This window comes from Faecalibacillus faecis (assembly GCF_003024675.1).
GTDB lineage: Bacteria > Bacillota_I > Bacilli_A > Erysipelotrichales > Coprobacillaceae > Faecalibacillus > Faecalibacillus faecis.
In genome coordinates this window covers 33,390-56,789 of record NZ_PYLP01000016.1, presented here as the reverse complement: position 1 = coordinate 56,789, position 23,400 = coordinate 33,390, and the positions used below count along the sequence as shown (strand labels likewise).

23 protein-coding genes, 6 tRNA genes and 1 other RNA gene are annotated in these 23,400 nt (G+C 32.4%); 28 read left to right on the top strand and 2 right to left on the bottom strand.

Annotated elements, in window-relative coordinates; genetic code table 11:
• Positions 1-40 precede the first annotated feature (40 nt).
• The 6 genes from C7U55_RS10770 to C7U55_RS10745 all read left to right on the top strand — a co-directional run bounded on the left by C7U55_RS10770 (position 41) and on the right by C7U55_RS10745 (position 608).
• Positions 41-116, top strand: a tRNA-Lys gene (locus C7U55_RS10770).
• Positions 117-129: 13 nt separating this feature from the next.
• Positions 130-218 (top strand) — tRNA-Leu (locus C7U55_RS10765).
• A 6-nt stretch (positions 219-224) separates the two neighbouring features.
• Positions 225-298 (top strand) — tRNA-Gly (locus C7U55_RS10760).
• A 68-nt stretch (positions 299-366) separates the two neighbouring features.
• Positions 367-440: transfer RNA gene (locus C7U55_RS10755), tRNA-Gly, on the top strand.
• 13 nt (positions 441-453) lie between these two features.
• Positions 454-529: transfer RNA gene (locus C7U55_RS10750), tRNA-Asn, on the top strand.
• A 3-nt stretch (positions 530-532) separates the two neighbouring features.
• Positions 533-608: transfer RNA gene (locus C7U55_RS10745), tRNA-Glu, on the top strand.
• 14 nt (positions 609-622) lie between these two features.
• On the opposite strand, the gene C7U55_RS10740 is transcribed toward C7U55_RS10745, so the two are convergent.
• On the bottom strand, positions 623-1,060 hold the full coding sequence (locus tag C7U55_RS10740; RefSeq protein WP_106988560.1) for a hypothetical protein: 438 nt from the start codon (positions 1,058-1,060) through the stop codon (positions 623-625).
• A 58-nt stretch (positions 1,061-1,118) separates the two neighbouring features.
• Here C7U55_RS10740 and C7U55_RS10735 point away from each other — a divergent pair, with 58 nt between their 5' ends.
• The 5 genes from C7U55_RS10735 to C7U55_RS10715 all read left to right on the top strand — a co-directional run bounded on the left by C7U55_RS10735 (position 1,119) and on the right by C7U55_RS10715 (position 4,865).
• Positions 1,119-1,319 (top strand): DUF1146 domain-containing protein, encoded by a 201-nt coding sequence (locus C7U55_RS10735; RefSeq protein WP_106988559.1) that lies wholly within the window; start codon positions 1,119-1,121, stop codon positions 1,317-1,319.
• 32 nt (positions 1,320-1,351) lie between these two features.
• The gene (gene spoIID, locus C7U55_RS10730) at positions 1,352-2,239 is read left to right on the top strand and encodes a stage II sporulation protein D (protein WP_106988558.1); all 888 of its coding nucleotides are present in this window, start codon (positions 1,352-1,354) and stop codon (positions 2,237-2,239) included.
• Positions 2,240-2,275: 36 nt separating this feature from the next.
• On the top strand, positions 2,276-2,908 hold the full coding sequence (locus tag C7U55_RS10725; protein ID WP_106988557.1) for a M23 family metallopeptidase: 633 nt from the start codon (positions 2,276-2,278) through the stop codon (positions 2,906-2,908).
• 103 nt (positions 2,909-3,011) lie between these two features.
• Positions 3,012-4,001, top strand: a complete 990-nt coding sequence (mreB, locus tag C7U55_RS10720) for a rod shape-determining protein (RefSeq protein ID WP_048924869.1) — start codon at positions 3,012-3,014, stop codon at positions 3,999-4,001.
• A gap of 87 nt (positions 4,002-4,088) precedes the next feature.
• Positions 4,089-4,865 carry an HAD family hydrolase gene (locus C7U55_RS10715; RefSeq protein WP_106988556.1) on the top strand — a complete coding sequence of 259 codons (777 nt, stop codon included), beginning with the start codon at positions 4,089-4,091 and terminating at the stop codon, positions 4,863-4,865.
• Between the two features lie 34 nt (positions 4,866-4,899).
• Here the strand turns inward: C7U55_RS10715 and C7U55_RS10710 are convergent, their stop codons facing one another.
• Positions 4,900-6,048 carry a DUF871 domain-containing protein gene (locus tag C7U55_RS10710; RefSeq protein WP_106988555.1) on the bottom strand — a complete coding sequence of 383 codons (1,149 nt, stop codon included), beginning with the start codon at positions 6,046-6,048 and terminating at the stop codon, positions 4,900-4,902.
• Positions 6,049-6,183: 135 nt separating this feature from the next.
• On the opposite strand from C7U55_RS10710, the gene C7U55_RS10705 reads away from it, so the two are divergent.
• The 17 genes from C7U55_RS10705 (at position 6,184) to C7U55_RS10630 (ending at position 23,389) form a co-directional block, all read left to right on the top strand.
• Positions 6,184-7,863, top strand: coding sequence for an MraY family glycosyltransferase (locus C7U55_RS10705; RefSeq protein ID WP_106988554.1), 1,680 nt, complete (start codon positions 6,184-6,186; stop codon positions 7,861-7,863).
• A 95-nt stretch (positions 7,864-7,958) separates the two neighbouring features.
• Entirely contained in the window at positions 7,959-8,189 is a 231-nt protein-coding gene (gene secG, locus C7U55_RS10700; RefSeq protein ID WP_193446935.1) for a preprotein translocase subunit SecG, read from the top strand.
• A gap of 42 nt (positions 8,190-8,231) precedes the next feature.
• Positions 8,232-10,412, top strand: coding sequence for a ribonuclease R (gene rnr, locus C7U55_RS10695; RefSeq protein WP_106988553.1), 2,181 nt, complete (start codon positions 8,232-8,234; stop codon positions 10,410-10,412).
• 17 nt (positions 10,413-10,429) lie between these two features.
• Positions 10,430-10,876, top strand: coding sequence for an SsrA-binding protein SmpB (smpB, locus tag C7U55_RS10690; protein ID WP_106988552.1), 447 nt, complete (start codon positions 10,430-10,432; stop codon positions 10,874-10,876).
• Positions 10,877-10,879: 3 nt separating this feature from the next.
• Positions 10,880-11,229, top strand: a transfer-messenger RNA (tmRNA) gene (gene ssrA, locus C7U55_RS10685).
• A 195-nt stretch (positions 11,230-11,424) separates the two neighbouring features.
• Complete coding sequence (locus C7U55_RS13610) at positions 11,425-11,574, top strand: hypothetical protein (protein WP_022001038.1); 150 nt, start codon at positions 11,425-11,427, stop codon at positions 11,572-11,574.
• Between the two features lie 253 nt (positions 11,575-11,827).
• Positions 11,828-12,490: a hypothetical protein gene (locus tag C7U55_RS10680; protein ID WP_106988551.1), complete on the top strand. Its 663-nt coding sequence runs from the start codon at positions 11,828-11,830 to the stop codon at positions 12,488-12,490.
• A gap of 327 nt (positions 12,491-12,817) precedes the next feature.
• On the top strand, positions 12,818-16,447 hold the full coding sequence (locus tag C7U55_RS10675) for a SpaA isopeptide-forming pilin-related protein (RefSeq protein WP_106988550.1): 3,630 nt from the start codon (positions 12,818-12,820) through the stop codon (positions 16,445-16,447).
• Positions 16,448-16,603: 156 nt separating this feature from the next.
• Positions 16,604-17,542 (top strand): DNA adenine methylase, encoded by a 939-nt coding sequence (locus C7U55_RS10670; RefSeq protein WP_204638428.1) that lies wholly within the window; start codon positions 16,604-16,606, stop codon positions 17,540-17,542.
• Positions 17,535-17,939 (top strand): hypothetical protein, encoded by a 405-nt coding sequence (locus C7U55_RS10665; protein WP_146139621.1) that lies wholly within the window; start codon positions 17,535-17,537, stop codon positions 17,937-17,939. The genes C7U55_RS10670 and C7U55_RS10665 overlap by 8 nt, the downstream gene beginning before the upstream one ends.
• 14 nt (positions 17,940-17,953) lie before the next feature.
• Positions 17,954-18,298: a DUF3852 domain-containing protein gene (locus C7U55_RS10660; protein ID WP_106988548.1), complete on the top strand. Its 345-nt coding sequence runs from the start codon at positions 17,954-17,956 to the stop codon at positions 18,296-18,298.
• An 11-nt stretch (positions 18,299-18,309) separates the two neighbouring features.
• On the top strand, positions 18,310-19,161 hold the full coding sequence (locus C7U55_RS10655; RefSeq protein WP_022001032.1) for a conjugal transfer protein TrbL family protein: 852 nt from the start codon (positions 18,310-18,312) through the stop codon (positions 19,159-19,161).
• Positions 19,162-19,216: 55 nt separating this feature from the next.
• Positions 19,217-19,609, top strand: coding sequence for a hypothetical protein (locus tag C7U55_RS10650; RefSeq protein WP_106988547.1), 393 nt, complete (start codon positions 19,217-19,219; stop codon positions 19,607-19,609).
• A gap of 1 nt (position 19,610) precedes the next feature.
• A complete protein-coding gene (locus C7U55_RS10645; RefSeq protein WP_022001030.1) occupies positions 19,611-19,925 on the top strand; it encodes a hypothetical protein in 315 nt (104 codons plus the stop codon).
• On the top strand, positions 19,925-20,548 hold the full coding sequence (locus C7U55_RS10640) for a hypothetical protein (protein WP_106988546.1): 624 nt from the start codon (positions 19,925-19,927) through the stop codon (positions 20,546-20,548). The genes C7U55_RS10645 and C7U55_RS10640 overlap by 1 nt, the downstream gene beginning before the upstream one ends.
• Positions 20,535-22,385, top strand: a complete 1,851-nt coding sequence (locus C7U55_RS10635; protein ID WP_106988545.1) for a VirB4 family type IV secretion system protein — start codon at positions 20,535-20,537, stop codon at positions 22,383-22,385. The genes C7U55_RS10640 and C7U55_RS10635 overlap by 14 nt, the downstream gene beginning before the upstream one ends.
• A gap of 14 nt (positions 22,386-22,399) precedes the next feature.
• Positions 22,400-23,389 (top strand): amidoligase family protein, encoded by a 990-nt coding sequence (locus C7U55_RS10630; protein ID WP_022001027.1) that lies wholly within the window; start codon positions 22,400-22,402, stop codon positions 23,387-23,389.
• The last annotated feature ends 11 nt before the right edge of the window (positions 23,390-23,400 follow it).

The following is a 23,400-nucleotide window of genomic DNA, read 5'->3' as shown; positions in this document are numbered from 1 at the left end:
GCGCTGGTTCGAATCCAGCTACCCCAGCCATAAAAGGTATGACCCGCTAGCTCAGTTGGTAGAGCATCTGACTTTTAATCAGAGGGTCAGGCGTTCGAGTCGCCTGCGGGTCACCATTTAACTGAATAAGCCCAGGTGGCGAAATTGGTAGACGCACAGGACTTAAAATCCTGCGGACCTTAAAATCCGTGCCGGTTCGACTCCGGCCCTGGGCACCATTCAATGCGGGTGTAGTTCAATGGTAGAACTTCAGCCTTCCAAGCTGACTACGTGGGTTCGATTCCCATCACCCGCTCCATTAAAAAAATAAAATAAATACTTGCAATGCTTTGAAAACTATGATAATATAGATGAGCATTAAGAAATGCGGGTGTAGTTCAATGGTAGAACTTCAGCCTTCCAAGCTGACTACGTGGGTTCGATTCCCATCACCCGCTCCATTTAATTGAATAGGCTTGAATAGCTCAGTTGGTAGAGCAATCGGCTGTTAACCGATCGGTCGTAGGTTCGAGTCCTACTTCAAGCGCCATGTGGCTCGTTGGAGAAACGGTTAACTCACATGCCTTTCACGCATGCATTCACGGGTTCGAATCCCGTACGAGTCACCATTTAATAAATTACATCACTTAGGTGATGTTTTTTTGTTGTTTGCAATTTCATTATCAAGGATATTTAAATAAATATTTGTAAGTTTTGTATTACGTCGATCAATTGAAGAAGAAATATAAGCTGTAAGAGATTTAATAGAGGCATCATTTTGTCCATTAAAACTTTCATCGACAAATATACGTGTATTTGTTCCTTCATACTCTAACATCCAATAAACATTCTTTTTAAAAGTACCGTGATCAACAGGCTCTCGTACAATTGGATTATAACTTGACGTATTTAATTCTTGATAATAGCGATCTAAATAAGAAGCATTATTTAGACTGTCTTGTTGAAAGAGCTTCATTTGTGTTTGTAGTATTTCAGTTGGCGCTTGTGTGGCTAATAACTCATAGATACCGGCTGAATAAAGTTGATTATAAATAAGATATTGTAATGTTTTATTTGTCAAAAGGATCACCCGTGTTTATTATATGTATAGATATGTTGTTTATGATGGAGGGATTAAAATGTCTTATCAAATATTAAAAATGATTGTTTATGTTTTTTCGGTTTTATCAGCAATGTATGGTTTGAGCTGTTTTCGTTTTGATCAAATGATTTCTAAAGGAAAAATGAAACAATTTTATTGTTTTTATATTATTGCTTCATTATCTTTAGGATATTTACTTGCATCTTTTATATTAGATTTTGTTACGATTCATTTATAGTCTAGTTTCAAATAGTTTTCATATAGTAAAATATGAAAACTATTTTTTATAAACTTATTTTATGTCTAGCTCTTTTTATTACGTTATTCTTTTTATATAAGCCACAAATAAATAACAAAATATACAAAGGAAAAGAAAAAGATGTTTATGTAAGCGTAGAAATGAATCAAGAAGTCCATCAAATTTTACTTGATGATTATTTATTAGGTGTTGTTGCGGGAGAAATGCCAGCAAGTTTTGAACTAGAAGCAATTAAAGCACAAGTTGTCGCCAGTCGTACTTTTGTTTATTCACGTTTATTAAGTGTTGATAATACAACTAATACGCAAGTATATTTAGATGATGAAAAAATGAAAGTATCATGGAATGAACATTATGAAGAATATAAAGAAAAAGTAAAAAAAGCAATTAAAGAAACAAAGGGAGAAATAATAACATATCAGGGTGAGTGTATTTCTGCCCTTTTTTATTCAAGTAGTAATGGTAAAAGTGAAAATGTTGAAAATTATTTTATCGGTTCTGCCAAACCTTATTTGGTTTCAGTAGATTCTCATTGGGACGAAAGTTATGATCCTCATTTTTTAAAAGAAAAAGAATTTTCTAAAACTTCTTTGAAACAAATGTTTAATGGTTCTTTTAATTATCAGATTCTTTCCTATTATCCTAGTGGACGTATTCAAACGATTAAAATAAATAATCAAAATTATACGGGAAGACAAATGAGAGAAAAGCTTCAATTAGCTTCAAGTGATTTTACGATTGTTGAAAAAAGTGATAGTTATGTTTTTAAAACAAAAGGCAGTGGTCATGGTGTTGGTTTATCTCAATATGGAGCGCAAGGAATGGCGAAGGAAGGTTATGATTATCAACAAATCTTAAAACATTATTACCAAGGTGTTGAGATTTCTAAGAATAATTAATGTAATTGTGGTTAAACTTCATAAGAGGTGAAATCGATGAAAGGTTTAATAAGAAGAAATAAGAAAGTATTTATCTTTATCTCATCATTGGTTTTGTTTTTAGTGGGTGCGGGAGTTGTACAAGAAATACTTAAAAACGTAAAACCATTTGAAGATGTTCCAGTTGTTTCGGTAGAAACAAAGAAACAAGGAGATACGGATGAGACAAGTGAAGTTTTACAAAAGCCAGTTAAAGAAGGTGTGAAAGTTTCTAAAGGATTTTATGATACAAATTTATCAGAAAAAGAATTAGAAAATGCTTTGAATTATTTTGAAGGTGTCTATCGACCTAATGATGGAATCGATTATACAAAGGATAATGAAAGTTTTGATGTTTTAGCAAGTGCAAGTGGAAAAGTGGTTCGTAAAGAAAATGATCCTTTACTAGGTTGGATCTTGACGATTGAACATAAAGAAGGATTAGTGACAATTTATCAATCAATTGATCAAATCAAGGTGGAAAAAGGAGATCAAGTTAAACAAGGAGATGTCATAGCGATAGCTGGAAATAATGTTTATCAATCAGGATTAAAGAAGCATTTACATTTTATTGTTTCGATACAAGATAAAAGTGTAAATCCACAAAGTTATTTTGGTCAAAAAGTAGAAAAAATAGAGGTAACATCATAAGAATTTATTATTTTTAAAAAAGTGATTTGTTTTGTTTTTTATCCTTGTATTTCATTAAAATCGTGATACAATATTGAAGAAAAACATACAAGGAGGAAAAATAATGGCATTATCAAAAGAAATTGGTATCGATTTAGGTACTGCAAATATATTAATTTATGTCAAAGGTGAAGGTATTGTTGTAAATGAACCTTCAGTAGTATCAATAGATGAAGAAACTAAAAAGCCATTAGCTGTAGGACAAGAAGCAAAAGATATGTTAGGTAAAACTCCTGGTAGGGTTCAAGCAATTAGACCATTAAAAGATGGAGTTATCGCTGATTTTAGAATTACTGAAATCTTATTAACTCATTTTATTAATAAATTAAACTTAAAAGGAATTTTTGCTAGACCAACAATCTTAATTTGTTGTCCATCAAATATTACATCTATCGAAAAATCAGCAATTAGAGATGTTGCTGAAAGATGTGGAGCTAAAAAGGTATTTATTGAAGAAGAACCAAAAGTAGCTGCAATTGGTGCAGGTCTTGAAATTAATAAGCCAACAGGAAATATGGTTATTGATATCGGTGGAGGAACTACTGATATTGCTGTATTATCTTTAGGTGACATCGTAACAAGCTCATCATTAAAAATCGCTGGGGATGTTATGGATGCTGATATTATCAAATTTGTTAAAGATAAATATAAATTATTAATTGGTGATCGTACAGCAGAACAAATTAAATTAGAAATTGGTTCAGCTATCAAAGGTGCTTCAGATAAAACATTTGAAGTACGTGGTCGAGACTTAGTAACTGGGTTACCACATACAATCACAATTACATCTAATGAAACTGAATTAGCACTTAGAGAAACTTGTGCGACAATTGTGAAAGAAACAAAACATGTTCTTGAACAAACACCACCAGAATTAGCTGCTGATATCGTATCACGTGGTATTTTCTTAACAGGTGGGGGAGCTTTATTAAATGGTTTAGACCGTTTATTAGAATCTGAATTAAATGTTCCTGTATTTGTGGCAGATGATGCTTTAAATTGTGTTGCTAATGGATGTGGAGTTATGTTAGAAAACTTACACTATATGAAATAGACTGTTCTTTGAACAGTTTTTTTTCTTATCTAGAAATCATACAAATTGAATAATAAAAAATGATACAATCCTACTTGAGGTGAAAGCATGAAAAAAGTATTATTCTTTGATATAGATGGAACATTATTAAATAGTGAATTAAAAATACCTGAAGGGGTAAAAAGAGAACTTAAAAGATTGAAAGAGGCTGGACATTATTTATTTGTTGCCTCAGGTAGACCTTTAGCTTTTATTTCAAATCAAATCATTGATGCGGGTTTCAATGGTTTTGTTTTGTGTAATGGAGCTCATGTAGAATTGAATCATGAAACTATTTATGAAAATAGAATTCCTTATGAAAAAGTGAATGATTTAATGAATTTGTTAGAAAGCGTTGATTGTGAATACGATTTTGAAACAGCAACGGATTGTTATATTGATTCTGCTTATCATGATTTTATTGAATTCTTTAAAGTTTGTGATATTCGCCATGAAAAATTGATTACAGACTATGATAAAGAAGAAGTAATGCATCGTACTTTAAAAATAGAAATTAGTGCAAAAAAAGATCATGATAAGATCATTGATTATATTGCGGATAAATTCTATTTTGATCATCATGGTACTGCCAATTCTTTTGAAATTTGTGCCCTTGATACTTCAAAGGCAAAAGGCGTGCAAAAAGTACTAGAATACTTACATATTGATAAAGAACATAGCTATGCCTTTGGTGATGGGTTAAATGATTTAGAAATGATTCACTATGTTGGACATGGTATTGCCATGGGAAATGCTGTTGATGAACTTAAAAAAATCGCAGATGAAGTAATTGGGCATGTCGATGAACAGGGCTTAGAAGAATATTTAAAGACAATTGAGGAATAATAAAAGAAGCTCCTATATGAAGCTTCTTTTTCAATTATTTAATAAATTTGAAATGTTGGCCAGGTTGAATGAAATCTAATAAACCTAAATCTTCGTCTTTAATACGACCGATTAAGTTACGTTCACCATCATTTGGAATTTCAGTTAAAACAACTTCTAATTCTCCACGATAATGAGCCAAATTATCATTAACAACTAAGACATCTCCACGAGTAAAGACTTCTTTTCCACAATCGTGATGTGGAATTGATTTGTCTTTTTTGACTTCTTTCTTTCCGCCAAATCCTGAATCTTGAACAGTTGCTTGGTTTTTGAATTGAAGTCTTGGGAAACTTGATCTTAACATGAATGATGAATGATCGTATCGATCCCAATGTGGTGCGAATTCATACATGATGTATTTTTCGTTATCTGTAATTTCTGGTACTTCATCAACACGTAATTCTAAAGCTTGGAAATTGATTTTTGATAATGCTTCTAATTCTTCTGTACTTGCAGGATAGTTACCAACGATAATGTCATCAACATCACCAGTTGCTAATAAATATCTTGCTTGTACTTCAATTGGTAATGGTCTCATGATTTCTACTGTAGGTAAACCACAGAAGACTTCCCAAGGACCAATTGTTGGGTCGTTATGACTTGAAACAAAGGCAGCAGTATGAAGATTTAAAGCTTTCCATTGTTTATTGAATTTTTGGAATAAATCAAAATCTAACCCAGTATATCTTTCTGGAAAGAAATTATGACACATAATGATTTGGTCTTTATTTCCACCATTTTTAATTAATAAGTCAACACCAGCATCCATACTTGCATTAAATTCAATTTTAATACCATATGGATTTCTAGTAACAGCGATGTCTCCTTGAGTACCAAAGTTACCATCTAAACGAATGATATCTAACCCTAAATCAGCAAATGGTTTTAAATTATCAGGTGTAGCTCCAATTAATTTAAATACTTCAGGGTTTGTATCTGCGGCTACAACAAATCCTAATTCATGAGCTTTATCCATGAATCCTTTAAATTCTTTTAAATAACTTTCTCTTTTATCATCTGGAATCGATAAAAAACAAGTAAAGATTCTAGAAAAACCTAATTTAGCGGCAGTTTCCATATATTCATAAACTTCTTTAATATCACTTTTATCGGGATAAACAGAGATTCCTAAACTATGCATATATATTCCTCCTTGTATACTAGTATAGACAAGTATCGTTCTAAATACAAGGATAATTGATGATTTTGACCAACAATTGTATATTGAAATTTGTATAAAAATAATGAATAATATACAAGTAAAGGAGGTGGCATCATGACACTTACTGTTGTCTTATCGTTTGTTGTGACGATGATTTTATCGGCAGCAATGATTCCATTGATTATTAAAGTGGGAAATCAATTAGGTATTGTGGCTCATATGAACAAAAGAACTGTTCATAAACATGAAATTGCACGTATTGGTGGCTATGCTATTTATATAAGTTCTTTAATTGGTTCTATGCTTTTTTTAAAAACAGATCATCAAATCAATGCCATCTTAATTTCAGGATTTATAATTTTTATGGTGGGACTTTATGATGATGTTCATGATTTATCACCGAAGGTTAAATTGATTTTTGAAATGCTTGCAGCATTGATTGTCATTGTTTATGGGCAAGTTTACATTAAAGGTTTTGGTTATTTTCCAAGTGATGCTATGACTTTACTTTCAGGTATTGTGACTTTATTTTGGATTATTGGAATTACCAATGCAATTAATTTAATTGATGGACTTGATGGTTTGTCTGCAGGAATTTCTATTATTGTTTTAGTAACGATTTCTGTCACTTCAATTTTATCAGGAAGAAGTGATATTGCGGCTTTATCTCTTGTTTTAGCGGGAAGTATTATGGGATTTTTGTTCTTTAATTTCCATCCAGCTAAGATTTTTATGGGGGATTGTGGGGCTCTTTATATTGGTTTTATGATATCGGTCATTTCTTTGCTTGGTTTTGGTTATAATGCATCAGGGTTCTTTACTTTAGGTGCACCTATTATTGTTTTGATGGTTCCTATTATGGATACATTGATTGCTATTTTAAGAAGAAAGATCCATCATAAAAAATTTAGTGAAGCAGACCGAGGACATCTTCATCATAATTTAATGTTTAAACTTAATTTGAGTCAAAGAAAAAGTGTTTTGATTTTATATTTAGTAACAATCTTATTCTCACTTTCTTCTTATCTTTATTATTATAATCAAATGGCAGGAACTATTTTATTTATTGCTTTAATGATTCTTTTTGAAATCTTTGTAGAAATTACGGATATGATTTCTCGTAAATATAAACCATTATTAACATTAGCTAATATATTTATAGATTCTGATAAGTTTCCAAAGATTAAATTTTTAGATCAATATCGAAAAAGAAGAACACCAAAAAAAGCAATGCGAGATCATTTTATTATTGGGGTCTTATGTTTGAGTTTAGTTGTTGTAGCTGGTTATTTTATTTCTATCAACAATCCACAACTACCAATTAAAACGACAGATGTTAAATCACCTTATTCAAAAATAAGTGATATAGACCTCATGAATACTATTTATGCACGTTTGGATACAAGTTATAAAGAGCATAATGAAGAAGATGAATGTCAATTAGTAGCGGCGTATTTTGCATGCGATTATTATACTTTTGTAGATAAGAAAGATGACGAAATTGGTGGTCTTGATTATATGTATCCAGATATGATTGAAAACTTTAGTAATTATGCAAATACTTCTTTTTATAGTCAAAAGAATAATTATCCTGAATTAGAAGTATTAAAATATAATATTATTTCTTTTTCACCGTCAAAGGTTTCTATTTCTAATTTAGATGATAATAATTATTATAATGTATTGATTTCTTTAACTTTTAATGAAGAAGTTGAAGGATTAAATACAACAGTTAATGTGACAGTTGTCAAAGTAGACGATCGTTTTTATATTTGTGGTTTAGATAATGCATAAATTTGATAAGATATCAAAATTATGTTGTTTTCATGAAGGTTTTATGATAATATTTGCTATGCAATGTATTAAATTAATCGAAGGAGGTTAAAAATATGTTTGATATGATTTTAAAAATTGCTATGGTTGTTATTGCCATTGTGCTTATTATATTATGTTTATTACAAAGTGGAAAATCTGATGATATTGTTAATGCATTAACTGGTCAAAGTTCAAATCTTTTTGCAGAGCAAAAAGAACGTGGTATTGATTTAGTAATGTCTCGTATGACAATGATTCTTGGTGTTGCCTTCTTCGTGATCGCAATTCTACTACGTATGAATTAATAATAGGACGCAAGGCGTCCTATTTTTTTTGGAGGTGAGAAAATGGAAGAAAGAATTTTAGAGTTACTACAAGAAAAAGAAAGATCAATTCATGAATTACAAGCTTTACTCGCTTTAAATAATAGCGAAGGTTTTACGGTTTTGTTAAAAGCTTTAAATCATTTAGAGGATGAAGGTAAGGTTGTAAGAAATGAAAAGAATGAATATTTATTAATTGAAAATTCAAATTATATCGTTGGTGTTTTACATATTAATAAAAGAGGTTTTGGTTTTGTTATCATTGATGAAGAAAGTGAAGATATCTTCATTTCTTCAAGAGATTTAAAAGATGCTTTTAATATGGATACGGTCATGGTTGAACTTAAAAAGCATCAAACGGGTTCAAGAAAAGAAGGACGTATTGTTAAAGTTATTCAAAGAGGACAAACACGACTTGTTGGTTTATTAAAGAATGCTAAAAGAGAACTTGTTTTTGATGCTGATGATCAAAAATTTAATCAACCAATTTATATTGATCATGCGCATAGCCATGGGGCTGTGGCAGGACATAAAGTTGTTGTTGAAATTAAAACTTATAAACCTTATTTAAAAGGAAATGTTGTAGAAATCATTGGACATGTTGGTGATCCTGGAGTAGATATTTTATCTGTCGTAAGTCAACATGAAGCACATGTAGAATTTCCTAAAGAAGTTTATGATCAAATTTCTACAATTGAAACAGAGGTTGACCCAAAGGAAATTAAAAATCGTACAGATTTAAGAAAAGAAACAATTGTTACAATTGATGGGGATGATGCAAAGGATTTAGATGATGCCATCTCTTTAAAGAAATTAAAGAATGGAAATTATTATTTAGGAGTGCATATCGCAGATGTTTCATATTATGTACAAGAAGGAACAGAACTTGATAAAGAAGCTCTTGCAAGAGGAACATCAATTTATTTAGTGGACCGTGTTATTCCCATGCTTCCTCATAAATTATCTAATGGGATTTGTTCACTTAACCCCCATGTAGATCGTCTTGCAATTTCATGTTTTATGGAAATTACACCTCAAGGTGAAGTTGTTGATCATGATATTGTTGAATCGGTTATTAATTCAACAGAAAGAATGACTTATAATAATGTCAATAAGATATTAGCGGGTGATGAAAAATTACAAGGAGAATATAGTCATGTATGTGATTTATTCTTCTTAATGAAAGAACTTGCTCAAATCTTACAAAAAACAAGAGAAGATCGTGGTGCTATTGATTTTGATACAAATGAAGCAAAAGTACTGGTTGATGAAAAAGGAAAGCCAACAGATGTAGTTTTAAGACAACGTGGAGAAAGTGACCGCATCATTGAATCCTTTATGTTAGTTGCCAATGAAACAGTTGCAAAACACTTTAAATGGCTTGATTTACCATTTATCTATCGTGTTCATGAAAATCCTAAGGTAGATAAATTAAGAAAATTCTCTACAATTTCTAGAACTCTAGGTTATACAATAAAAGGTTCGTTAGAAGATATTCGTTCTAAAGAATTAAGTAAAATCGTTGAAGCAAGTAAAGGAACAGATGAACATGTCATTATTTCTACATTACTTCTTCGTTGCATGGCAAAGGCAAGATATGATGAACAATGTTTAGGACATTTTGGTTTATCGGATGAATATTATACACATTTTACGTCACCAATTAGACGTTATCCTGATTTAATGGTTCATCGCTTGATACGTACGTATTTATTTAAAAAGAAATTAGATCAAGAAACTCTTTTCCATTTTGCTTCTATTATGCAAAATGTTGCTGATCAAGCTTCTTCGCTTGAAAGAAAAGCAATTGATATTGAACGTGAAGTTGATGATATGAAAATGGCTGAATATATGGAAGATCATATTGGTGAAACTTTTGAAGGAATTGTTTCTTCTATTACTAATTTTGGTATGTTTGTTGAACTTCCAAATACTATTGAAGGTCTCATTCGTATGGAAGATCTTGTAGATGATTTCTATTATTTTGATGACGTGAACCTACAATTAATTGGAAAAAGAACAGGTAGACGTTTTAAGGTGTCGGATAAAGTAAAAATCAAGATTTCAGCAGCTTCGAAAAGAGAAAAAACAATAGATTTTCAAATTGTTGGTATGAAATCTAACAAAAAGAAGAAAAAAACTGTTATAATAAATAAGCGACGAGATAAAAAGCCTAAACAAAAGTTTAAAAGAAAAAGAAGATAAAAAAGGTGGTGATATGTATGAAGATTATTTCACGAAATAAAAAAGCGCATCATGATTATTTCTTATTAGATACTTACGAAGCAGGTATTGAATTAAAAGGAACTGAAATTAAATCTGTGCGGTTAGGAAATGTGAATTTAAAAGATTCTTTTGTCAGAATAAAAAATGATGAAGTTTATGTAGAAAACATGCATATCGCTCCTTACGATCATGGAAACATCTTTAATCATGAAGCAAGAAGAACAAGAAAACTCTTGCTTCATAAAAAAGAAATTCTTAAAATAACAAATAAACTTAAAGAAGGTGGCTTAACCGTTGTACCTACCAAAATGTATTTTAGTGGTTCTAAAGCTAAATTAGAAATTGCGCTTGCAAAAGGTAAAAAACTTTATGACAAACGTAATGATCTAAAAGAAAAAGCGGCAAAAAGAGATATCGAAAAATCACTTAAAAATTATTACTAATCTGGGGATGTCTTGGATTCGACAGGGGTATGTTTGACCTTAGCTGCAGTCGTTGGAGTACGTTAAACTCAAACAAAAAATAACTGGAAACAGACAAACTAATTACGCTTTCGCTTAGTCGACATAGACATGAAAGCTGCTAACATTTAGTGAGCCTATAGCTATTTGTTAGTATTATAACTTTTAGGATAAGGGTTGAAGGGGTCTTGACTTTAACCACGAAAATTTAAAGAATCGCTTGGTGTAAAATTGTTCGTTGATTGTAGCCAAGTTAAATCATTCAATGGACTAAACTGTAGACGCTTTGGAGGAATTGCTTTTGGACGCGGGTTCGATTCCCGCCATCTCCACCAAAATTAAGAGTTAAAATGGATGTCATCGAAAAAAAGCCGATGAAATCAACGTTTTTTAAGATATTTTAAAGAATCAAAAAATAGCGATTTACGTGGATGTCACCCATATAAAAGGGTGTCACTACCTAAAAATCGCTATTTTTTACTTCAAAGATGAGGTAAAATGGATGTCATTAAAAGAAAGCAGGAAACCAAATGAAATTTTATATTAACAACAACGAATTAAGTGAAAAAGTATTTTGGAGAACACTAGATTCGTTAGTAAGTCCAATACAAAGAGTACATATCTTGGATGGAATGAAAGTGAAGATTGCCGATTATTTATGTTGGATTGAAATAGTGTAATGCTTTTAAAAATGAATATGAATGATAAGATAGTAGATCAGAAGATTTACTATCTTTTTTTATGAAAGAAGGTGGTACAATGAAAGAAATAATCATATCTATTGTTTCAATGCAAATAGGTGCATTTATAGGAATTGCTACAATGTGCTTTTTTCAAGTCAATAAAGGTAATGGTAGCTCTGATAAGCAATAAATACAAGTATAGACTTTGTACAAATTTAATGATGATAATGAGTAGAGGAGATGAGAATATATGAAAAAAAGCAATATTATAGTTTTAGCATTATCTACACTGTTGGTTGTTTGTAATGCACTACCAATGAACAACCATGTAGAAAACAAAAAAGAAGTAGTTATTTCACAAAAAGAGGCATCAAAAAAGAAATCAAAGAAAAAAGATGTATCCAAAGATGAAACCAATGAAAGTGATAAAAGTGTAAATGATACATCCAAACAAATAGCAGAAGAAAATACGATTCAGGAAGATCAAGAATCTGTAAAAAGTGATGTGCAAACTCAAGAGGAAACGAGTAATCAAAATACTAATGAAAATAAAACACAAAAGAAAGTAGAAACAAAACAAACACCAATACAGCCTGTTGAAAGTAATCAGCCTTCTTCTGTAACACCAAGTCAGCCAGCATCAAGTGGAAATACTACTAATGCACAACAACCTCAAAAGGAAGAAAAAACAAAGATTTTAAGAGTGACATATTGGGTTAAATGTGATTGTGGAAAAGAATTGACACATTCAATAGATTATAAAGATTATGAGTCTTACTATAATAGCAACGATTACTCAGTAAAGATTTTAATTAACCAATTATTAGATGAAGGACATTGTGCAGGAAATGAAGAAGTATGTGGTGCTTCGCATTATCGTTATGGCACAAATGAAAATTGGATTTATAAGTAAATCATTATCAAACTATGTAGAAACATGATAGAATTAAATGCGGATAAAGAATAAGTAAATAGTTTATCATAAATAATTACTGAAAAATTCAAAATATTACCAACAATTTTTATAAAAATCTCTCATTCTTTATCCATTTGATATTATAAGCAGGCAGGTCGATATGATCTGTCTTTTTTTGTTGGAGGAATATATGTATTTAAACAAATGGGTATTCAAGCCATAGGACAATCGAAAGATTGTCCTTTTTGCATTTAATAAACAAAAGAAGTAGGGCGATGTTTGAAACTTGCATTGCAAACAATAAATAACAGGAGAAAAAGTAAAATGAAAAATAAACTTTCTAAACTATATAAGATTTTTTTGGCAATAGGAATGGTATTTTCAATGTGTTTCAATACGCTTGGAATGAGTGTCGTAAATGCTTATGATCCATCCGTTCCTAAAGAATTTACAAGAGTGAAAAATATCAAGTATCCAGAATGGTGGGGCAGAAAGATTCCATCCATTGCTTCATGGTCAACGTATTCATGTAAATACGATGGTAAATGGGCTTTCTGTTTGGAAGCAGAAAAGAAAACACCTGCAAGTGGTAAATATCCTGCACAGGTCATTGAAAATAATGAAAACGTAAGAAAGCTACTTTATTATGGCTTTGGAGGTCCGGCAGCCTATGGTGAATTTGCTGCGGATGCTGATCTAAAGACAGCTATCTGTCCAGATGACCCTCTTACAAATGATGATATCAAATATCTTTTGACACATATCTTTTTAAGTGGCGCTTATTCAGGACAATGGAAAGGTTTTGATGAAAACTTGTTCAACCAAACATTCGGAAGTAATTATGGTACAAATATCATGAACATCTATCGTCGAATCATTTCATTACCTGATCCAGGTAATGGTGTTTCTTGGGAAGGCAACAAGTCAGGAAACAGAGCATTGTTTAAAGCAAGCTATGATAAGACAAATAATCAACAAGTCACAAATACTGTGAAGTTAAATGGTGCTTCATCTGCTGAAGTGAATATCCCATTGGCTTCAAATGTGACAATTCACATTGCTGGAACTTCTGCAACACAAACAGGTGGTACTGCAAAAGTCTATGGCGGACAAAGCTTTTATTTCACAGCACCATGTCAAAATTCACCATCAAATTTTGTGAGTGACAATGTATGTGGAAACGGATGTGAACGATTTACAGCGTTAGCTATTCATGATGGAGGTGCTGGAACTCAAGCACAAGGAACTTGGAATATGGATCCTGATGATGCACGTCTATATTTAAATATTGAATGGCTTGATTTTGGTTCCTTGGAATTAACTAAAAAGAATACAAATCAAGATCTTATTGATGGTGCAAAATTCAATATCAAATCTGTTTCATATGACGGTTATAATGAAAATACTGTTGTAAAAAATGGAAAGATCAAAGTGAATGATCTATTGGTTGGAACTTATGAAGTCAAGGAAACAGAAGCACCATATGGTTATCTTTTAAACACAGATACTTTTACAGTCAAAGTAGAAAAAGATAAGACAACAGTATTGAGTGTTACAGATGATGAACCTAAAGGAAACATTGATTTTCAAAAAGAAATCGATACTTCTAAAACGAATGGTCTAAAAGGTGATGCTACTGCTGAAGGTGTTACTTTTGAATTACACGCAAGTGAAAAGATTACAAATCAGGCTGGAACAAAAACTTACTATGAAAAAGGTGCATTGGTATCAAGCAAGAAAACAGATGCCAATGGAAAGATTGCTTGGAGTGAATTGCCATTAGGGAAATATTACATTCAAGAATCAAAAACAAATGATTCATTGGTCTTCAATGATGCAAAGATCAGTGTATCAATTGAGTATGAAGGACAAACAGTTTCAAAAGTATCAAGAAGTGCAAAAGGTACTAACAGAGTGAATATGCAAAAGATCCAAGTTTTCAAGTCAGGAGAAAAAGACAGTATTTCAGGTCTTGTTAAAGGATTACAAGGAGCAGAGTTCACGTTCAAATTGTACAGTGAAGTTAACCATGTCGGATGGGATAATGCTACAACTTATGCAGTCATCACAACTGATACAAATGGTAAAGCAAATACACCATATCTTCCTTACGGGAAATATATCGTCAAAGAAACAAAGACACCTAAAGATTATATTACAGCACCAGATTTCACAATTTCAGTAACAGATGATTACAGTGAATATAAAGATGTTGAACAGGTAAAACGTGTCAATGTGAATAACCGACCATTTACGTCACAACTTAAAATTATCAAATTAGATGCTGAATCAGGAAAGAAAGTCACATTAAATGGTGCATCATTTAAAATCAAAGATTCAAAAGGAAACTATGTTGTACAAAAAGTTGGCGGTAAAAAATATGACACATTTACAACTAATTCTAAAAACGTTGTTACAGTAAAAGACAGCGAAGAAGGAACAGTAACACTTCCTTTACAGTTAGACGCGGGAGATTATTCTATCGAAGAAGTAGAAACACCTAAAGGCTTCTTGCAACTAGAACAATCTGTAAAATTTACAATTACAAATACAAGAGATTATGACAAGGATGAGGATGAAGATCCAATTCTAACTGTCAAAGTTAAAAATGCACAGCCAAAAGGAAAAATCATTTTAACAAAGACAGACAAGGCTACAAATGAAGCACTAGCTGATGTTGAATATGAATTAACTGCCAAAGAAAATATCTACAGTGCAGTTGATGGTACTTTACGCTATGCAAAAGGAGCTACTGTTGCTAAAGGAAAAACAGATGCCAATGGAAAACTTGTCATTGATTCGTTATTCATGGGCAAATATGAATTAAAGGAAACTTTAACAAATGAAGGATATGTGCTTTCAGAAAAAGTACATCAGATCAATCTTGAACAAAAAGATCTAACAACTAAAGAATATGTCATTACAAAGAATGTAACGAACATTGCACCTCATGGTGAAATCCATGTACAAAAAAGAGACAGAGATACATTAGAAGATCTTTCAGGTGTTACTTTCCAATTAACAGCAAAAGAAGACATTTATTCACTTGATGGAAGAAATACACTTCTTTATAAAAAAGGTGAAGCTGTTTCAATGGATATTTCAGAAAACGGATATTATGTGACTAATGAATTAGGTGAAATTCATATTTCAGGACTACCACTTGGAAAATATGAATTGAAAGAAGTACAAGAATTAGAAGGATATGTTAAAAACAATAAGGTCTATGACATTGACTTAAGCTATGATCACACAGATAAAATCATCTATTCAAAAGAACTTGATGTTCTTAATAAAAAGACAGCAACTGAAATTTCAAAAGTTGATGCAACTAATGAAAAAGAACTTGAAAGTGCAAAGCTTTCATTAAGAGATGAAGATGGAAATCTTGTAGAAGAATGGACATCAACAAAAGATGTTCACATTATCAGAGGTCTTGTATCAGGTAAAAAATATATCTTGCATGAAGATCTTGCACCATTAGGATATGCAACAGCAAGTGATGTAACATTTACAGTAAATGAAGATGGAAGTGTGACTAAAGTTAAAATGAAAGATGAAATCACAAAGGTAGATATTTCAAAAGTAGATGCAACAACTGGAAAAGAAATTGAAGGAGCTAAACTTACCTTAAAAGACAAGGAAACAGGTGAAGTAGTTGAATCATGGACTTCTGGAAAAGAACCACATCGAATCGAAGGATTAACTGTTTCAAAAACTTATGTGCTTCATGAAGATTTAGCACCTGCAGGCTACAATGTTGCAAGTGATGTTGAATTTACAATCTCTGATACAGGAGAAGTTCAAAAAGTAGTTATGAAAGATGAAGCAAAACCTGTTGTTGTAAAAACAGGTGATGATACAGACTATAAATCATTGAGTGCGTTACTAATTGCCAGTGGATTATTAATTGCAGCAGTGATTTGTAAAATCAAAAGAGGTAAAGATGAATAGAAATCAGAAGGTAATGTTTATGCTGTTAGTCATTTTCATTACCTATTTTCTTTACATTGTCTATAAATACTGGATTGCAGATATTGAATGGTTTCCATTTAAGAATATCTGTCTGTAACAAAGAAAAATAATTTTGAAGGAGGTGATGACTATAAGATGAAAATGAACAGTTTGATTTCATGGGTAGGTGGAAAGAAGTCTATTAGAGATTTGATCTATGCAAGATTTCCACAAAGCTATGGAAGATATATTGAAGTGTTTGGTGGAGGAGGGTGGGTACTGTTTGGAAAAAAGCCAGATAAGTTTGAGGTCTATAATGACTTCAACAACAACCTTTCAAATATGTTTGCGGTTGTAAGAGATCAGCCATTGGCTTTTATTCAGGAACTTGGTTATCTTCCTGAAAACGGAAGAAATATCTTTAATCTTTATAAAGAAATTATAACCAAGCAAAGAGTAGAAGATAAATTTTTACAGGAAGAAATGGAAAAGGTAAAGGTTTATTTTACCGAACTTCAGCAAGAAGAAATCATGGAAATCATGAAGCAAGAACGAATTGAAAAACAGGATGTAAAACTTGCTGTTGCATTTTTTAAGCTTGTCAGATATTCCTATGGTTCAGGGTGTAAAACTTTTGGATGTCGACCTTATGATGTACGTAAAGCATTTAATACGGTCTGGCAAATCAGCGACAGATTGGCAAATACAGTTATAGAAAACAAGGATTTTGAGGCACTGATTATTCAATACGATCGATCAGATGCCTTTTTTTATTTAGATCCTCCCTACTATGAAACTGAAGGACATTATTCTGTCGTATTCACAAAGGAAGATCACATTCGCTTAAGGAATACCTTAAAGAAATTACAGGGAAAGTTCCTGCTTTCCTACAATGACTGTGAATTTATACGAGATCTGTACAAAGATTTTTATATTGAAGGATTTTCAAGAATCAACAATATGGCTCTTCGTTATGATAAGAGTTCACAGTTTCCAGAAGTGTTGATTTCCAACTACAATCCTATGAAGAATTCAGGAATACAGAAACAGCTTGATTTATTTGAGCAGGATGGAGGTGATGAAAATGATGAATGAGTATCAGATGAAACTTGAGGAAGGGAATAAAGTGACCCTTCCTGAAAGTTTAGTTAATAAGTTGCTGTTAAGAAAAGGTGAAACGGTCTGTTTGATTCAGGAAAATGGAATCAAGGACAAGTGCTTTAAAGTAACTGCAGAAAATGAAAAAGAACTGTTCGATGAAGATTTTTACTGCATTCCCAAAAGGGTATTTGATATGTGCCATTTGGATTATGAAAGTATTCAGATCATTGTTGAACAGGGACAAATGGTCATTACCAATCCACAGTATGTGTTGAGCTATTTAGGAAAAGATATGATTACCTGTCTTTTAAAGCAAAATGTGGATTTAGGATTATTTGCAAAGGATCTTGTAGATTTATTAAATGAACAGACAATCGAAGAAGCTGTTTAGAGAAGGAGGAAACAATGGTACAAATTTTAAAGAATAAAAAAGTAAAGGTCATTATCTGTTTGACGATCGTCTTAATAATGCTTGTATTAACAATGAAACAGTCTTATGCATCAGGAGATGTTTCAAGTGTTATTCAGCAGGCTTGGAAACAAATGGAGTCGCAGATTAAAAATATTGTTAACAATGTTGTGTTTCCTGTTATTGATATCATACTTGCTGTCTTTTTCTTTGCTAAACTTGCAATGGCATATTTTGATTACAGAAAACAAGGACAGTTTGATTGGACAACACCAGCAATACTGTTTGCGTGTTTAACATTTTCCTTGATTGCACCAAACTATATCTGGAAAGTCCTATAGAGGAATAGATTATGTTTTTATGGGATTTTGTCGCAGATAAGGTCATGGGTCAGATTGTTGACTGGATCTACAGTAAGCTACTTGAATTTTTAGGTGAATTCTTTGGTATGATGGGATCAATGGGAGCCGATCTGTTTGACTATGACTTTGTAAGAGCCATTATAGAACTGTTTAGACTTTTTGGATGGGCGCTGTTTGTTTCAGGAATGGTCGTTGCAGTATTTGAAATAGCTGTTGAATATCAAAGCGGGCGAGGCAGTATCAAAGATGCCTGTCTTAATGCTATGAAAGGGTTTATGGCTGTGTCTTTGTTTACTGTATTGCCTGTAGAATTGTATAAATTCTGCATTTCTTTACAGGTAACCATGTCCAATGGACTTGCTAAACTTGTAGGAAGTCAGTCTGTAGGTGATTCAGCAATTAAATCACTGTCGTATATGCAAAAGCTGTCGCTTGGAACGGTACTGCTTATCTTTTTGCTGATTATGATGGGTTATTCCATTATCAAAGTGTTCTTCGCAAATCTAAAAAGAGGAGGTATCCTTTTAGTAATGATTGCAGTAGGATCGCTTTATATGTTTTCAATTGTGCGTGGCTATACAGATGGTTTTATTCAATGGTGCAAGCAGATCATTGGTATATGTCTTACTGCATTTTTACAGGCAGTCATTTTAATTGCAGGTCTGGGTGTTATGAAAGAAAACTGTCTTTTAGGAATCGGCTTGATACTGGCAGCAAGTGAAATTCCACGAATTGCAGGACAGTTTGGACTTGATACAAGCATGAAAGCAAATATCATGTCTACTGTTTATGCGGCTCAGTCAGCTATGAATATTACAAAAACAATTATGAACAGAAGCTAATAATCATCTTGCATTTTTCCTGCTTATTTGGTATTTCTGTTGTAGGAGGTACAGCATGACTATCGAAGAACTGAAAAAATATAAATGGTTTGTTGCAACATGCAAGTATGAAGGTATCGTTGGGAAAAAGCATTGTTTTACATATGATGTTGATAATTTAAATACAAATTTGTTAAGTGGAATGATTTTAGTTGATGATGAACTTGTAAAAGAAACAGAAGAAAAGGGTGTCTGGCAGGACTGTGTTTTTGATGCGATTTGTGATGAAAAAGTTCAAATCGTACAGCAATGTTCAAAGCCAATCATTCTTTATGAAGAAGTTCCAGAATATGATGAGTGGGTGAATCTGTTATTGTATCGCTATCTTGAACAGCATTATTATGAAAAGAAATGGATGACCTATATACAGGTCGATAGAAAAATGAATGATGAAATGAGGTTGAACTAAAATGTATATGTATCCCGATAATTTAAAAGGGAAGGCAACATTATGGCTATGGTATTTAAGAGATATTGGAATCGTAGGTGTGGGGGCAATCATTGGAGTGATTGCCATTTCTCATGCCAATTTTTATATGCCAATGGCATTAGTAGGGTGCTATGCTTTTTTAACTATCCGTATGGCTGATACCAGTATCTTTGATTTTTTATCATATGCCTTTGCCTTCTTTATATTTTCACAACAGCTATATAAATGGCATTTTACAGGTGAAATAAAAACACCCTTGAATACAGAAAACAGGAAAAAGAAATGGAGGCTATGATGAAAAGAAAGAAGAAAACAGAGAAGAAAGATACCGTGAAAAAGAAAACAAAGAAAAATAAAAAAGTATCCAGTACAAGGATGCTAATCAATACTAAGACGATTACCGATTACAGTTTAAAACTGTTTAATGGAGAGGAAGTCGTCTTTTTTGTTGTTCAGCCACAAAATCTTTCTGTTATGTCAAAAGAAAACATAGGTGCAAAGATATTTGCACTTACAAATGTTGTAAAAGGACTAAATGATATTGAAATTATCTGTCTGAACAGTCGAGATAATTTTGAAGAAAACAAATATTTTCTGAAAAAAAGAATTCAGGAAGAAACAGAAGAAGTTGTTATCAAGCTTCTTAAAGAAGATCTGTATCATTTGGATAAGATTCAAACACAGACAGCAACAGCACGACTTTTCCTGATCGCTGTTCGTATAAAACCTGATGATCAGTTAGAAGTACATTCTTTGATCCATCGTATTGAAAAACTCATTCGTATGCAAAATATCTCTGTAACACGAGCAGATAAGGAAATGATTAAAAGAATGTTGGCTGTCTATTTTGAACAGAATGTTACAACAAGTCAGTTTGAAGATTACGACGGAAAGAGGTGGTATGATGGCATTCAATAAATTATTTGGTAAATTCAAAAAGAGTGAAGTTGAAGATGAAGAAGAAATCAAAGTGCAGGATTATCTTGATATGATTGCACCTTCAACAATACGTTTCTATACAGAATATTTTATTTGTGGAAACAGCTACAGAAGTGTCTGGGCATTACGAGAGTATCCAACCTCTACAGATGAACAGGCACTTTTACGTTATATGGGTGAAAAAGACGGAGTCACCTTGCATATTTATGCCAGACAGGTCACTTCTGCAGAAGAAAAGAAGATTATTGGAAATGCAGCTAATAAAAACAGGCTCAGACAAAGCAATACGCAAGATCTAAAAGAAACAGTAACTGCTCAAAGTAATCTTAATGATGTTATTGAGCTGATTGCCAATATGCATCGAAACAGAGAACCACTTGTTCACTGTGCTGTTTATTTTGAGTTGATTGCTGACAGCTATGATGAGCTTAAACTTATTCAGACTGAAATGATGACAGAACTTGTGCGAAGCAAGTTGAATGTTGATCGTCTTCTTTTAAGACAAAAAGAAGGATTTCTAGCGGTTACTCCATCGGGATATGATGGATTCAAGGAGCAGTTTGAACGTGTTCTTCCAGCATCAAGTGTTGCAAATCTTTTTCCATTTAACTATTCAGGTAAGACAGATCCGCATGGAATCTATATAGGTCACGATAAATTTGGAAGCAATATTATTGTTGATTTCAATGAAAGAAGTGACGACAGAACAAATGCCAATGCTCTTATTCTTGGAAATTCAGGACAGGGGAAGTCATATCTTTTAAAACTTTTACTGTTGAATTTAAGAGAACAGGGAATGTCTTTAATAACTCTAGATCCTGAACATGAATATGAAGAAGTAACCTATAATCTTGGCGGTGTTTTTATTGATATGATGGCAGGACGATATATCATTAATGTTCTTGAACCAAAACAATGGTCAGAAGATATAGAAGATTCAGGTGAAGATGATGTTCCTGTTGCATTTAAACAGTCAACAGTTCTTGCACAGCATATTTCCTTTTTAAAGGATTTTTTCAAGACATATAAGGCGTTTACAGAAGAGCAAATCGATACGTTAGAAATTATGTTGGTAAAGGTCTATCAAAGATTCAACATTAATGAAAAGACGGATCTTAGTGTTCTAGAACATGACGACTACCCTATATTGAGTGATCTCTATGATTACATTGATGAAGAATACAAACATTACAACACAAACAGAAATAACATTTATACAAGAGAATCACTGCGTGAAATATTGCTTTTATTAAATTCAATATGTGTGGGAAGTGACAGTCGTTTCTTTAATGGGCATACCAATATTCATTCACAAAAGGTTGTGACTTTTGGTGTTAAGGATCTTTTACAGGCAAATAAGTCTTTAAAAGATGCGATGCTTTTTAATATCCTTTCCTATATGTCCAATGAGCTGTTGAAAAGAGGGTTTACAGTAGCTTCAATCGATGAACTTTATCTTTTTTTAACAAATACAACAGCAGTAGAATACATTAGAAATTTTATGAAGCGTGTTCGAAAAAAGGAAAGTTCTGTTATTTTAGCTTCTCAAAATCTGGAAGATTTCAATATTGAAGGAATCAGAGAACTAACAAAACCATTGTTTTCAATACCAACACATACGTTCCTGTTCAATGCAGGAAATACGGATGCAAGATTTTATATTGATACGTTACAGCTTGAAGAAAGTGAATATGAACTTATTAAATATCCACAAAGAGGTGCCTGTCTTTATAAATGTGGAAGTGAAAGATACAACCTTATTGTTCATGCACCAGATTATAAATCAAAACTGTTTGGTGATAAAGGCGGAAGATAGGATGATGAATATCCATGAAAAGTCAGCGTTTTGGAATAGAAATAGAAATGACAGGTTTAACAAGAAGAAGCGCTGCTTTGATTATTGCTAAACATTTTGATACAGGTTTTAGGCATGAACGTGGTGTATATGATACCTATTCTGTCTGTGATCAAGACGGAAGAAAATGGAAAATTGTGCGAGATGCAAGTATTACACCGCAATGTGGAAATCGATTTGATTATGATCCTGATTATAAAGTCGAGGTTGTTTCGCCTATCTGTCATTATGAAGATATTGAAACGATACAGAGCATTGTTCGTGAATTAAGAAGGAATGGTCATGCTAAAGTCAATGAAAGCTGTGGAATTCACATTCATGTGGATGCTTCAAAACACACTGCCAGATCATTAAGAAATATTGCAAATATTATGTATTCAAAAGAGGATCTTATCTTTAAAGCTTTAAAGGTAAGACCGCAAAGAGAAGTACGATTCTGTAAGAAAATAGATGATGATTTTTTAGAAATGCTCAATCGAAAAAAGCCAAAGGATATTGAGGAAGTTGAAAATCTCTGGTATGACGGAAATACCAGCAGAAAATACGAACACTATGATGATTCGAGGTATCATGCCTTAAATTTTCATAGTGTTTTTTCAAAAGGAACAATAGAATTTCGGATGTTTAATGGAACACTTCATGCAGGTGAAATCAAGACCTATATCCAGTTTTGTTTGGCAATATCTCATCAGGCACTGGTTCAAAATAAGGCAAGCAGAGTTAAGACACATTCGTCTAATGAGAAATATACGTTCAGGACTTGGCTTTTACGACTTGGACTTATTGGCGATGAATTTAAAACAGCACGACATCATCTTTTAAAAAATCTAGATGGATGTATTGCATGGAAAGATCCACAACAGGCAGTTATGCAAAGAGAAAGATTGCAAAGTGCACAGGAAACAAATAATGAATCATTGGAAGATGTTCAAGAAGAACTTGGAATGCACATGCAACAGATGTAAAGGAGGAACAG

What these genes read in the sequence shown, in the direction of transcription:
- C7U55_RS10670 (WP_204638428.1), top strand. Translation starts at nt 16,604, where the DNA reads ATGAAAATGAACAGTTTGATTTCATGGGTAGGTGGAAAGAAGTCTATT.
- C7U55_RS10630 (WP_022001027.1), top strand. Translation starts at nt 22,400, where the DNA reads ATGAAAAGTCAGCGTTTTGGAATAGAAATAGAAATGACAGGTTTAACA.
- C7U55_RS10640 (WP_106988546.1), top strand. Translation starts at nt 19,925, where the DNA reads ATGAAAAGAAAGAAGAAAACAGAGAAGAAAGATACCGTGAAAAAGAAA.
- C7U55_RS10735 (WP_106988559.1), top strand. Translation starts at nt 1,119, where the DNA reads ATGTCTTATCAAATATTAAAAATGATTGTTTATGTTTTTTCGGTTTTA.
- secG (WP_193446935.1), top strand. Translation starts at nt 7,959, where the DNA reads ATGTTTGATATGATTTTAAAAATTGCTATGGTTGTTATTGCCATTGTG.
- C7U55_RS10650 (WP_106988547.1), top strand. Translation starts at nt 19,217, where the DNA reads ATGACTATCGAAGAACTGAAAAAATATAAATGGTTTGTTGCAACATGC.
- spoIID (WP_106988558.1), top strand. Translation starts at nt 1,352, where the DNA reads ATGAAAACTATTTTTTATAAACTTATTTTATGTCTAGCTCTTTTTATT.
- C7U55_RS10675 (WP_106988550.1), top strand. Translation starts at nt 12,818, where the DNA reads ATGAAAAATAAACTTTCTAAACTATATAAGATTTTTTTGGCAATAGGA.
- C7U55_RS10715 (WP_106988556.1), top strand. Translation starts at nt 4,089, where the DNA reads ATGAAAAAAGTATTATTCTTTGATATAGATGGAACATTATTAAATAGT.
- rnr (WP_106988553.1), top strand. Translation starts at nt 8,232, where the DNA reads ATGGAAGAAAGAATTTTAGAGTTACTACAAGAAAAAGAAAGATCAATT.
- C7U55_RS10725 (WP_106988557.1), top strand. Translation starts at nt 2,276, where the DNA reads ATGAAAGGTTTAATAAGAAGAAATAAGAAAGTATTTATCTTTATCTCA.
- C7U55_RS10645 (WP_022001030.1), top strand. Translation starts at nt 19,611, where the DNA reads ATGTATATGTATCCCGATAATTTAAAAGGGAAGGCAACATTATGGCTA.
- C7U55_RS10705 (WP_106988554.1), top strand. Translation starts at nt 6,184, where the DNA reads ATGACACTTACTGTTGTCTTATCGTTTGTTGTGACGATGATTTTATCG.
- C7U55_RS10635 (WP_106988545.1), top strand. Translation starts at nt 20,535, where the DNA reads ATGGCATTCAATAAATTATTTGGTAAATTCAAAAAGAGTGAAGTTGAA.
- C7U55_RS10660 (WP_106988548.1), top strand. Translation starts at nt 17,954, where the DNA reads ATGGTACAAATTTTAAAGAATAAAAAAGTAAAGGTCATTATCTGTTTG.
- C7U55_RS10710 (WP_106988555.1), bottom strand. Translation starts at nt 6,048, where the DNA reads ATGCATAGTTTAGGAATCTCTGTTTATCCCGATAAAAGTGATATTAAA.
- mreB (WP_048924869.1), top strand. Translation starts at nt 3,012, where the DNA reads ATGGCATTATCAAAAGAAATTGGTATCGATTTAGGTACTGCAAATATA.
- C7U55_RS10655 (WP_022001032.1), top strand. Translation starts at nt 18,310, where the DNA reads ATGTTTTTATGGGATTTTGTCGCAGATAAGGTCATGGGTCAGATTGTT.
- C7U55_RS10665 (WP_146139621.1), top strand. Translation starts at nt 17,535, where the DNA reads ATGAATGAGTATCAGATGAAACTTGAGGAAGGGAATAAAGTGACCCTT.
- smpB (WP_106988552.1), top strand. Translation starts at nt 10,430, where the DNA reads ATGAAGATTATTTCACGAAATAAAAAAGCGCATCATGATTATTTCTTA.
- C7U55_RS13610 (WP_022001038.1), top strand. Translation starts at nt 11,425, where the DNA reads ATGAAATTTTATATTAACAACAACGAATTAAGTGAAAAAGTATTTTGG.
- C7U55_RS10680 (WP_106988551.1), top strand. Translation starts at nt 11,828, where the DNA reads ATGAAAAAAAGCAATATTATAGTTTTAGCATTATCTACACTGTTGGTT.